This is a genomic window from Azospirillum sp. (assembly GCF_035627195.1).
Taxonomy (GTDB): domain Bacteria; phylum Pseudomonadota; class Alphaproteobacteria; order Azospirillales; family Azospirillaceae; genus Azospirillum.
In genome coordinates, this window is sequence record NZ_DASPMG010000083.1 from 23081 (window position 1) to 34776 (window position 11696).

General features: G+C 68.9%; 11 protein-coding genes. 7 read left to right on the plus strand and 4 right to left on the minus strand.

Features of this window, described 5'->3' with window-relative positions:
- Window positions 1–3: 3 nt before the first annotated feature.
- Both VED21_RS07185 and VED21_RS07190 read left to right on the plus strand, forming a co-directional pair.
- Complete coding sequence (locus VED21_RS07185; protein ID WP_324881643.1) at window positions 4–960, plus strand: ABC transporter substrate-binding protein; 957 nt, start codon at window positions 4–6, stop codon at window positions 958–960.
- 83 nt (window positions 961–1043) lie between these two features.
- Window positions 1044–1865: a universal stress protein gene (locus tag VED21_RS07190; protein WP_324881644.1), complete on the plus strand. Its 822-nt coding sequence runs from the start codon at window positions 1044–1046 to the stop codon at window positions 1863–1865.
- A gap of 50 nt (window positions 1866–1915) precedes the next feature.
- Here VED21_RS07190 and VED21_RS07195 read toward each other — a convergent pair whose 3' ends face one another.
- The 4 genes from VED21_RS07195 to VED21_RS07210 all read right to left on the minus strand — a co-directional run bounded on the left by VED21_RS07195 (window position 1916) and on the right by VED21_RS07210 (window position 7028).
- Window positions 1916–3388 carry a sodium:proton antiporter gene (locus VED21_RS07195; protein ID WP_324881645.1) on the minus strand — a complete coding sequence of 491 codons (1473 nt, stop codon included), beginning with the start codon at window positions 3386–3388 and terminating at the stop codon, window positions 1916–1918.
- Window positions 3389–3464: 76 nt separating this feature from the next.
- Window positions 3465–3842, minus strand: a complete 378-nt coding sequence (locus VED21_RS07200; protein WP_324881646.1) for a DUF1850 domain-containing protein — start codon at window positions 3840–3842, stop codon at window positions 3465–3467.
- Between the two features lie 10 nt (window positions 3843–3852).
- Window positions 3853–5952, minus strand: a complete 2100-nt coding sequence (locus tag VED21_RS07205; RefSeq protein ID WP_324881647.1) for a TRAP transporter permease — start codon at window positions 5950–5952, stop codon at window positions 3853–3855.
- Between the two features lie 134 nt (window positions 5953–6086).
- A complete protein-coding gene (locus VED21_RS07210) occupies window positions 6087–7028 on the minus strand; it encodes a TAXI family TRAP transporter solute-binding subunit (protein ID WP_324881648.1) in 942 nt (313 codons plus the stop codon).
- 361 nt (window positions 7029–7389) lie between these two features.
- On the opposite strand from VED21_RS07210, the gene VED21_RS07215 reads away from it, so the two are divergent.
- The 5 genes from VED21_RS07215 to VED21_RS07235 are packed head-to-tail and all read left to right on the plus strand — an operon-like array spanning window position 7390 to window position 11680.
- A complete protein-coding gene (locus VED21_RS07215) occupies window positions 7390–7890 on the plus strand; it encodes a (2Fe-2S)-binding protein (RefSeq protein ID WP_324881649.1) in 501 nt (166 codons plus the stop codon).
- A 31-nt stretch (window positions 7891–7921) separates the two neighbouring features.
- The gene (locus VED21_RS07220; protein ID WP_324881650.1) at window positions 7922–10312 is read left to right on the plus strand and encodes a xanthine dehydrogenase family protein molybdopterin-binding subunit; all 2391 of its coding nucleotides are present in this window, start codon (window positions 7922–7924) and stop codon (window positions 10310–10312) included.
- A gap of 13 nt (window positions 10313–10325) precedes the next feature.
- A complete protein-coding gene (locus VED21_RS07225) occupies window positions 10326–11120 on the plus strand; it encodes a xanthine dehydrogenase family protein subunit M (protein ID WP_324881651.1) in 795 nt (264 codons plus the stop codon).
- A 43-nt stretch (window positions 11121–11163) separates the two neighbouring features.
- The gene (locus VED21_RS07230; protein WP_324881652.1) at window positions 11164–11397 is read left to right on the plus strand and encodes a DUF4160 domain-containing protein; all 234 of its coding nucleotides are present in this window, start codon (window positions 11164–11166) and stop codon (window positions 11395–11397) included.
- A 4-nt stretch (window positions 11398–11401) separates the two neighbouring features.
- Complete coding sequence (locus VED21_RS07235; RefSeq protein ID WP_324881653.1) at window positions 11402–11680, plus strand: hypothetical protein; 279 nt, start codon at window positions 11402–11404, stop codon at window positions 11678–11680.
- Window positions 11681–11696: the final 16 nt, after the last annotated feature.

Sequence of the window (11696 nt, forward strand, 5' to 3'; positions counted from 1 at the left end):
CCGATGAAGCGACTCCTCGCCGCCGGCACGCTCGCCGCCGGCCTTCTCACCGCTGGTCTTTTGACCCCTTGGCCTGCCCTGGCACAGGACAAGCTGACCGTCCTGCTCGACTGGTTCGTCAACCCCGACCACGCGCCGCTGGTGGTGGCGAAGGAGAAGGGGTTCTTCAAGGACGCCGGCCTGGACGTGGACCTGATTGCCCCAGCCGATCCCAACGACCCGCCCAAGCTGGTGGCCGCCGGCAAGGCGGAGCTGGCCATCTCCTACCAGCCGCAGCTGCAGGTGCAGGTGGGCCAGGGACTGCCGTTGCGCCGCGTCGGCACACTGGTGTCCACGCCGCTGAACTCGCTCGTCGTGCTGAAGGACGGCCCGGTGAAGAGCGTGGCCGACCTCAAGGGCCGCAAGGTGGGATTCTCGGTCGGTGGGTTCGAGGACGCGCTGCTCGGCGCCATGCTGGAGAAGCACGGGCTGAGCCTGAAGGACGTGACGCTGGTCAACGTCAACTTCTCCCTGTCGCCGTCGATCCTGTCGGGCCAGGTGGACGCGGTGATCGGCGCCTTCCGGAATTTCGAGCTGAACCAGATGGCCATCGAAAAGCGCGACGGCCGCGCCTTCTATCCCGAGGAGGAGGGCGTGCCCGCCTATGACGAACTGATCGTCGTGGCGCACGCCGACAAGGCCGCCGACCCGCGCCTGCCGCGCTTCCTGGCCGCGGTGGAGCGCGCCGTCCTCTACATCCTCAACCACCCGGAGGAGGCGCACGCCGCCTTCGTCAAGGACCGGCCGGAGCTGAACGACGAACTGAACCGCCGCGCCTGGGCCGACACGCTGCCGCGATTCTCGCACAGCCCGGCGGCGCTGGACGGCCCGCGCTACGCCCGCTTCGCCGAGTTCCTGAAGGCCCGCGGTCTGATCGACAAGGCGTTGCCGGTGGACAGCTATGCCGTCACGCTGAAATAGCCGACGGGCGTTGCCATTCGGCTCCGGCGGGCGTTACCTAGTGCGGAAGGCCCGCCGGGGCCGGCAACAGCGCGAGCGGATCCATGCCGATCAAGACCATCCTGCTCCACATGTCCAACGACGACCGCCACGCCCAGCGGATCGAGGTCGCCGTGTCGCTGGCGCAGCGTTTCGGCGCCTATGTGGAGGTGCTGTACATCGCCACGCCGGTGTCGATGCCGGCCGCCGCCACCGGACGCGCCGCGTCCTATGGCTACATCGCCGAATCGACCGCCATCGCGCACGAAAAGGCCGGCGAGATCGAGCACGAGGTGCGGCAGGCGCTCAAGGACTGTTCCTACTCCTTCTCGGTGGTCGAGGGCGACCACGTCGAGCTGCTGGCCGAGCGCGCCGCCTACGCCGACCTCGCCGTCATCACCCAGTCGCACGGGGCGCACCTGGAGGACCGCGTGCTGCTGCACGTGCCCGACCGCCTGCCGCTGGAGGCGCCCTGCCCGGCCCTGGTGCTGCCCTACGACGGTGCCCCGCCGGGCTTCGGGCGGCACATCGTGCTGGCCTGGAAGAACACGCGCGAGGCCGGACGCGCCGTGCGCGACGCCATGCCCTTCCTGATGGCGGCGGAGAAGGTGACGGTGCTGACCATCGACCCGCCCGGCCACCAGGGGGACAGCGGCCGCGACATCATGGTGTTCCTGGAGCGCCACGGCGTGCGCACCCAGCACCAGGCGAACATCCACCAGGGCGGCGACATCGGCGAGGTGATCCTGACCTGCGTGCGCGACCTGTCGGCCGACATGCTGGTGATGGGTGCCTATGGCCATTCCCGCCTGCGCGAGATGGTGCTGGGCGGCGCCACGCGCACGGTGCTCCAGCACACCCAGGTGCCGGCGCTGATGTCGCATTGAGGATGTTTTCTGATCCCTCGCCCGCGTCCGGCGTGCGAGGGATCGATCGCCTAACGGAAGAACACCACCGTCACCAGGGCGAACAGCGGCACCAGGATGCCGCAGGACCACAGCATGTAGCCGAAGAAGCTGGGCATCTTCACGCCGCGCTCCTCGGCGATGGCCTTGACCATGAAGTTGGGCGCGTTGCCGATGTAGGTGTTGGCGCCCATGAACACGGCACCCGCCGAGATGGCCGCCAGCGTCAGCGCCAGATCGGTCATCAGGTGTCCGGCGTCGCCGCCGGCGGTGTTGAAGAAGATCAGGTAGGTCGGCGCGTTGTCGAGGAAGCTGGACAGCGCGCCCGTCGCCCAGAAGTACGCCGCCGGCACCGGCTGGCCGCCCTGGTTGACGCTGGCGACGATGGGGGCGAGCGCGCCCTCCGTCCCCGCCTTCAGGATGGCGATGGCCGGGATGATCGTCAGGAAGATGGCGGCGAACAGCTTCGCCACCTCGACCATCGGCCCCCAGGTGAAGCCGTTCAGGCGCCGGCTCTGCTCGCTGGTCAGCCTCAGCGACAGCACGGTGATGAGGATCAGCAGAAGCTGGCTGACCACGCTCTCCAGCGGCACGTGCACCGCCCACACGGTCAGCTCGATCCCCGGCTTCCACACGCCGCTGAGCAGCACCGCGCCGACGATGGCCACCAGCAGGACGAGGTTGGCCTTGCCTTCCAGGCCGATGGGCTCCGCCACGCCGTCGAGCTTCGGCACCGATTCCGGCTCGCGCCGGAACAGCGTCACGTCCATCACGAAATAGACCACCAGCAGGATCACCGCGCAGAAGACCATGGGGGCCAGCAGGTGGACGGTCGGCCAGAAGAACTCGACGCCCTTCAGGAAGCCCAGGAACAGCGGCGGGTCGCCCAGCGGCGTCAGCGAGCCGCCGATGTTGGCGACCAGGAAGATGAAGAAGACGACCGTGTGGACCTTGTACTTGCGGTGCGCGTTGGCGCGCAGCAGCGGCCGGATCAGCAGCATGGAGGCACCCGTGGTGCCCATCAGGCTGGCCAGCGCCGTGCCCACCGCGAGGCCGGCCGTGTTCATCACAGGCGTGCCGACCAGCGCCCCTTTCAGCCGCACGCCGCCGGCCACCGTGAACAGGGCCGTCAGCAGGACGATGAAGGGGATGTATTCCAGCAGCACGACGTGCAGCACCTCGTACGTCGCGTGCGCCACGCCGTAGCGGACGGCGAAGGGAATGAGGAAGGCGAGGCCCCAGGCGGCCGAGATCTTGCCGAAATGGTGGTGCCAGATGCTGGGCGCCAGCAGCGGCAGGATGGCGATGGACAGCAGCACGCCGGCGAACGGCACCACCCACAATGGTCCCAGTTCGCGCCCGTCCAGGTGCGGTAGCGCCGCCGTCTCCCCTTCCATGGCGAAGGCCAGGGCCGGCAGCATCAGGACGGCGAGCGGCAGGCCGACGGCGAGCGCGCGGGAGAGGATGCGGCCGAGGCCGGGGCGAAGGGCGGAAACCTCAATCATCGCAAGGGCTTTGCAGTCGGTGGGAGGGCAGTATGCGTGCAAGGGAAGCGTAAGCCAAGCCGGAAAGGCCGCGGTTTCACGGGCAGGCCCGCAGCTCGACCGGGTCGTGCACCGGCCGGTCGAACCACGCGTGCAGCAGCCGGCAGGACCCGGCCGCGCACAGCGTGTGGTCCGCCGTGTGGTCGGACGCAGCCAGGATCATGCGCGGCTGCGGCGCGAGAGCCGGCGTCCATGTCCACCAGCCGTCCTCCAGCCGTGCCCCGTCCGGCGGCTCCATGCCGGCCCCGGTGCTCTTGATCCACGCCCGGGCGAGCACGAGCCGGCCGCCGTCGATCCGCCAGTCCTCCCGCCACTCGGTCTTCTCCACCGAATGGGTCCAGGACAGGCTGAACCGCTCGGCCGGGATCGTGGCGAGCAGCGCGCCACCAACGAGAGCGACGCACAGCCCGGTCATTGCCGGCCGCTCACTGCGCCGGCCGGACCGCGGCCCCTTTCAGGGCGCGCATCCGCCAGCGCTGCCACAGCACGAACAGGACGGCGATCGCGAAGCCCAGCTCATCGGTGACCGGCAGGGCCAGCACGAAAAGCAGTGCGCCCGCACCGGCGATCAGCCGCTCGATCCACGTCAGCGGCGTCCAGAAGAAGCCGATGGTCGCCGCCCCCCACAGCGCGATGGCAAGGCACGCCTTCACCACGATGTAGGCGACCGCAAGCGGGTTGTCGGTCTGCAACAGCAGCGCCGGGTCGTACACCGCCATGAACGGCACCACGTAGCCGGCCATGGCGATGCGCGTGGCGATCCAGCCGACCTCCAGATGCCCGGCCCGGCAGATGGAGGAGGCGGCCAGCGCCGCCAGCGCCACCGGCGGCGTCAGATCGGCCATGATGCCGAAGTAGAAGACGAACATGTGCGAGACGATCAGGTCGACGCCCATCATCTTCAGCGCCGGGGCGGTGATCGCCGCCATGACGATGTAGTTGGCCGTGGTCGGCAGGCCGGTGCCCAGCACGATCGACGCGACCATGGTCAGCAGCAGCGCCAGCAGCAGGTTGCCCTGGGCGAACTCCACCACCATGGCCGCGAAGCCGGACGACAGCCCGGTGAGCTGCAGCATGCCGATCAGCACGCCGACCAGCGCGCAGGCCACACCGACACCCAGCGCGTTCTTCGCACCGTCGGCCAGCGCCTGGACCAGCAGACCGAACGTCTCCCGCCCGCTGCGGAACGGCAGGCACAGCGCCGCCAGCGCGCCCATGACGAGGAGCGCCATGTGTTCCGTCCGGAAGCCCAGTCGCCACAGGCCGGCGGCGCCGAGGCCGATCGCCACCCAGAAGGCGACGCGCAGCGCCGTCGGGCCGATCATCGCCGCGACGCCGCTGCCGAGGATAAGCGCGCAGGTGGCGAACAGGCCGATGACGCCGGCGAACAGCGGCGTGAAGCCGGAGAACAGCAGGTACACCAGCGCGGCCAGCGGCAGCATCAGGTACCAGCCCTCGACCACCGCCTTCAAAGCACTGGGGCACTCGGAGCGCGGCAGGCCGACGAGGTTGCGCATGCCGGCTTCCAGATGGACCATCCAGAAGGCGCTGCCGAAGTAGAGGATGGCCGGGATGGTGGCGGCCAGCGCCACCTCGCTGTAGGGCACGCCGATGGTTTCGGCCATGATGAAGGCGGCGGCCCCCATCACCGGCGGCATCAGCTGCCCGCCCATGCTGGCGGTCGCCTCCACCGCGCCCGCGAAGGCCGGGCGGTAGCCGAAGCGCATCATCAGCGGGATGGTGAACTGCCCGGTGGTCAGCACGTTGGCCACGCCGGAACCGTTGATCGTCCCCATCAGGCCCGACGATATCACCGCCACCTTGGCCGGCCCGCCCTTGGCGTGCCCGACGAGGCCCAGCGAGACGTCGTTGAACAGCTTGATCATGCCCGCGCGCTCCAGGAACGCGCCGAACAGGATGAAGAGGAAGATGTAGGTGGCCGACACGAAGGTCGGCGTGCCGTAGATGCCTTCGGTCGACAGGTACAGGTTGTCGATCACCTGATCCAGGTCGTACCCGCGGTGCCCGAGCCCGAAGGGCAGGTAGCGGCCGAACAGCGCGTAGGGGATGAAGACGCCGCACATGATCGGCAGCACCCAGCCCATGATGCGCCGCGCCGCCTCGAACACCAGGGCGATGACGACGATGCCCACCATGAGGTCGGTGGTGCTCGGGTCGCCGGAGCGCTGGATCAGGTCGGCCTCGAACCACCAGTGGTAGAGGCTGAGGCCGAAGGCCAGCAGCCCGAGCAGCCAGTCGTACCAGGGGACGGTTCGCCGCTCCTCCTGCCGGAAGCCGAACAGCGTGTAGGTCATCAGCAGGAGGAAGCCGACGTGGACCGACCGCACCACAAGGCTGGACAGCGGGTTGAACGCCGCCGTCCAGATCTGGAACAGCGAGAACAGCACGGCGATGGCGAAGATCGCCCTCCCCGCGATCCCCTCGAACGCGACGACAGTCGCGGGGTTCTCGCGGTCGATCACCTGGCGGATTTTGGCGTCCGCCTCGCCCTGGGCTGCGGTCATCGGTCTGCGTGGAAGTCCGTCAAAAGAAAAAGGCTCGTAGGTTGGGTTGAGCCGCAGGCGAAAACCCAACGTGTCCGCTCTGCAAGCAATGTTGGGTTTTCGCTGCGCTCAACCCAACCTACAGAGTGATCCGCCTACTGGATCAGGCCCTTTTCCTTGTAGTACTTGGCCGCACCGGGGTGCAGCGGCACCGGGGACTTGGCCGTGCCGGCGTCCAGCTTGATCTGCTTGGCCGCCGCATGCGCCGCGGTCAGCTGCTCCAGGTTCTCGAAGGTCGCCTTGGTCATGGCGTAGGCGGTGGCCTCCGACACGCCGGAGTGGGTGACCAGCAGGTTGCGGATCGCCACCGTCTTCACCGCCTCGGTCTGGCCGTTGTAGGTGTTGGCCGGGATGGTTTCGGAGATGTAGGCCGGGTCGCCCACCTTCTGCACCACGTCCTCGGGCACCGACACGATGGCGATCTCCTGCGAGGTCGACAGGTCGCGCACCGCCGCCACGCCCAGGCCGGCGGAGATCAGCGTGGCGTCGAGCTGGCGGTTCTTCATCAGGTCGACCGATTCGGCGAACGGCAGGTACTCGGTCTTGGCGAAGTCACGGTAGGTCATGCCGGCGGCGCCGAAGATGGCGCGGGCGTTCAGTTCGGTGCCGGACTTGGGCGCCCCCACCGACACGCGCTTGCCCTTCAGGTCGGCCAGCGTCTTGATGCCCGAATCCTTCGCCGCGACGATCTGGATGTAGTTGGGATAGATGCCGCCGATGGTGCGCAGCTTGTCGAGCTTCGACTTGAACCCGGCCTCTTCCGTGCCCTTCCAGGCGTCGGACAGCGAATCGCCCAGCGTGAAGGCGATCTCGCCACGGCCGGACTGCAGCAGGTTCAGGTTCTCGACCGACGCCTTGGTGGCCTGCACGGTCACCTTCGCGTTCGGGATCGCCTTGCTGTAGACGCCGTTCAGCGCGACGCCCAGGGGGTAGTACACGCCGCTGGTGCCGCCGGTCAGCACGGTGATGAACTCGTCCGCCTGCGCGGGCAGCGCGGTGGCCAGACAGACTCCCAGTGCGGCAAGCATCCGCTTCATCGGGTAACCTCCCTCATGTCTTCTTGTTCGCGCACCGTGCGCGTCGGTGATGGTGTCGACTGTACCCCGCGCCCAGGCGGGGCGCCAGTGCCGACCGTCCCCCTTGCGGAAAGTCCGTAGATGCCGCCAGATCCCGAATCGAGCCCCTCGCCCGCCCGCTCCGGGCTGCCGCCCGTGGTGTGGATCCCGGCGGTCGTCGTGATCGTGGTAGCCCTTCTGGCCGTCTTCGCCTGAGCGTTGGCGTGCTTCATTGGTGGTCGGCTGAACGGCGGATTGACCAATACCGCTATGATGACCCTATCCTATCGGTAAGGCGGCGCACGCGCGCGCCCACGGGAACGCGTCCACAGGGAGGAACCGCATGTCCTGCACCGTAACGATGACCGTCAACGGCAAGGCGGTCACGCGGGAGGTCGAGGAGCGAACGCTGCTCGTCACCTTCCTGCGCGAGCACCTCGGCCTGACCGGCACGCACGTCGGCTGCGACACCAGCCAGTGCGGCGCCTGCGTCGTCCATCTCGACGGCCGGTCGGTCAAGTCCTGCACCATGCTGGCCGCCCAGGCGGACGGCGCGGAGGTCACCACCATCGAGGGGTTGGCAGCGGCCGACGGCACGCTGCATCCCATGCAGGCGGCGTTCCGCGAGCACCACGGCCTGCAGTGCGGCTTCTGCACGCCGGGCATGGTGATGAGCGCGGTGGACCTCGCCAACACCCACCCGAACCTGACGGAAGAGGAGGTGCGCGAGGGGCTGGAGGGCAACATCTGCCGCTGTACCGGCTACCACAACATCGTCAAGGCGGTGCTGGCCGGTGCCGAGGCCATGAAGTCCGGCACGACGCAAAAAGCTGCCGCCGAATAAGGACGGCAATGCCCTGGGGAGGGAGAGGACCATGGCGACTGCAACGGGCATCGGCGCCTCCGTGCGCCGTCGAGAGGACCAGCGTTTCCTGACCGGCCGCGGCACCTACACCGACGACATCAGCCGGCCCAACCAGACCCACGCCGTGATGCTGCGCTCGCCGCACGCGCACGCGCGCATCCGGAGCATCGATGCCGGCACGGCGCTGAAGGCGCCGGGCGTCATCGCCGTGCTGACCGGCGCCGACATGGCGGCCGACAACGTGAACGGCCTGCCCTGCGGCTGGCTGATCCACAACAAGGACGGCTCCCCCATGAAGGAGCCGCCGCACTGGCCGCTGGCCCGCGACCGGGTGCGCTATGTCGGCGACCAGCTGGCCGTCGTCATCGCCGAGACGCGCGAGCAGGCCAAGGACGCCGCCGAACTGGTCGACGTCGACTACGAGGAGCTGCCGCCCGTCGCCTCCATCCGCGCGGCCCTGGCCGAGGGCGCGCCGGCGGTGCACGACGACGTGCCGGGCAACCTCTGCTACGACTGGCACCTGGGCGACCAGGCGGCGGTGGACGCGGCCTTCGCGCAGGCCGCGCACGTCACCACCATCGACCTCGTCAACCAGCGCCTCGTCCCCAACGCCATGGAGCCGCGCGCGGCCGTGGGCGAGTACGACGCGGCGACCGGCGACTACACGCTGACCACCACCTCGCAGAACCCGCACGTCATCCGCCTGCTGATGGGCGCCTTCGTGCTGGGCATTCCCGAACACAAGCTGCGCGTGGTGGCGCCGGACGTCGGCGGCGGCTTCGGCTCCAAGATCTTCCATTACGCGGAGGAGGCCATCGTTACCTGGGCGGCGCGCAAGATCGGCCGGCCGGTGAAGTGGACGGCGGAGCGGGCGGAGAGCTTCCTCACCGACGCGCACGGGCGCGACCACCTGACCCACGCCGAACTGGCGCTGGACAAGGACGGCCACTTCCTGGCGCTGCGCGTGGCGACGCAGGCGAATATGGGGGCGTACCTGTCCACCTTCGCCACGTCGATTCCCACCTATCTCTACGCCACGCTGCTGGCCGGGCAGTACAAGACGCCGGCCATCTACGCCGAGGTGAAGGCGGTCTTCACCACCACCGCTCCCGTCGACGCCTACCGCGGCGCCGGCCGGCCGGAGGCCTGTTATCTCATTGAACGGCTGGTCGAGAAGGCGGCGGCCGAGCTGGGCATCGACAAGACGGAGATCCGCCGCCGCAACTTCATCCCGGCGGACGCGATGCCCTACCAGACGCCGGTGGCGCTCCAGTACGACACCGGCGACTTCGCCAAGAACCTGGAACTGGCGCTGCCCGCCGCGGACTACGACGGCTTCGCCGCCCGCAAGGCGGACTCGGCCAAGCGCGGCAAGCTGCGCGGCATCGGCTTCGCCAACTACATCGAGGCGTGCGGCATAGCACCCTCCAACGTGGCCGGCGCCCTGGGTGCGCGCGCGGGCCTGTACGAGTCGGCCGAGGTGCGCTTCCACCCGACCGGATCGGTGACCGTCTTCACGGGCTCGCACAGCCACGGCCAGGGGCACGAGACGACCTTCGCCCAGATCGTGGCGGAGCGCTTCGGCATCCCCATCGAGAACGTGGAGATCGTGCACGGCGACACCGCCAAGGTGCCGTTCGGCATGGGCACCTACGGTTCGCGCTCGCTGGCGGTCGGCGGTTCGGCCATCGTCAAGGCCATGGACAAGGTGGAGCGCAAGGCCAGGAAGATCGCCGCCCACCTGATGGAGGCCGCCGAGACCGACATCGAGGTGAAGGACGGCCGCTTTACCGTGGCCGGCACCGACAAGAGCGTGGGCATCGGCGACATCGCGCTGTCCGCCTACGTGCCGCACAACTTCCCGCTCGATGAGCTGGAGCCGGGTCTGGACGAGCAGGCGTTCTACGATCCCAAGAACTTCACCTACCCCAACGGCTGCCACGTCTGCGAGGTGGAGGTCGATCCCGACACCGGCGTGGTCAAGGTCGACCGCTTCCTGGCGGTGGACGACTTCGGCCGGGTCATCAACCCGCTGATCGTCGAGGGGCAGGTGCACGGCGGCCTTGTCCAGGGCATCGGGCAGGCTCTGTTCGAGCACTGCGTCTACGACGAGGACTCGGGCCAGCTGCTCACCGGCTCCTACATGGACTACTGCATGCCGCGCGCCGACGACGTGCCGTCGTTCCAGGTGAGCTGGCACGAGGACCAGCCGTGCACGCACAACCCGCTGGGCGTGAAGGGCTGCGGCGAGGCCGGCACCATCGGCGCCGCGGCCGCCGTGATGAACGCCGTCGTCGACGCCCTGTCGGAACACGGCATCACCCATCTCGACATGCCGGCCACGCCGGAGCGCGTCTGGCGCGCCATCCGCAGCAACCGGCCCGCCATGGCGGCGGAGTGAGGGAGGACCAACCATGTACGCGTTCGAATACCGCCGCCCCACCTCGCTGGCCGAGGCCGTGTCGATCCTCGGCCAGTCGGAGGAGGGCAAGATCCTGGCCGGCGGCCAGACGCTGCTGCCCACGCTGAAGCAGCGCCTCGCCCAGCCGACCGAACTCATCGACCTCAGCCGTTTGCCTGAGCTGAAGGGCATCCGGGAGGACGGCGACGGCCTCTTCATCGGCGCCTACACCCGCCACGCGGAGGTGGCGCACGGCGATCTGGTGAAGCAGCGCATCCCGGCGCTGGCCGCCCTGGCCGGCGAGATCGGCGACCGGCAGGTGCGCAACCTCGGCACGCTCGGCGGCTCCATCGCCAACGCGGATCCGGCGGCCGACTACCCGGCGGCCGTGGTCGGGCTGAAGGCGGTGGTGAAGACCGACCGGCGCGAGATCGCGTGCGATGACTTCTTCACCGGCCTGTTCGAAACGGCGCTGGAGCCGGGCGAGCTGATCGTCGGCGTGCGCTTCGCCCGGCCGGAGAAGGCCGGCTACGCCAAGTTCCGCAACCCGGCCAGCCGCTACGCCATGGTCGGCGTGTGCGTGGCGAAATTCGGCGATGGGGTGCGCGTCGCCGTGACCGGCGCCGGCGGGTCCGTGTTCCGCGTGCCGGAGATGGAGGCGGCGCTTGCCAAGGACTTCCGCCCGGACGCGGTGGCCGGCATCGCCGTGCCGGCCGACGGCCTGAACAGCGACATGCACGGCAGCGCCGAATACCGCGCGCATCTCGTCACCGTGATGGCGAAGCGGGCGGTGGAAAGCTGCGGATGAGGCCGGTTTGACAACGGACGGCGATCGGCCTTAGGCTTGGCCTATGCCGATCGTCGTCCGCATTGGAAATGCACGGGTTTACATCTACGCGGACGACCACAACCCGCCGCATTTCCACGTTGTCGGGCCGGATTTCAAGGCGCTGGTGCGCATCAGCGACCTGAAGGTCATGGCCGGCGCCGCGCCGCCGGACACGATGCGCAAGGTGCTCGAATGGGCGGACGCCAACCGGGCGCTCCTGGCGTTGACGTGGATCGAGATCAACGGAGAGGAGTGAGGCCATGGACCAGCCGCGCATCGCTGCCGTCGAGGCACTCCCCGGAACGCAGTCGGTTCGCATCACCTGGATCGACGGCACGCAGGACGTCGTGGACCTCGCTGAGCCGATCGCCAAGTTCCGCGCTTTCCGTCCGATCCGCGATCCCCAGGCCTTCGCCACGGTGAAGGTCGTTGCCTGGGGATGGGCCATCGGGTGGGGCGACGAGGAAGAACCGGAGGTCGGCTACCCCGCCGACCGCCTCTGGCAGCGCGCCCGCGAACAACGCTCGGCCGCCGCCTGATTGCCGCTTCGCGGTC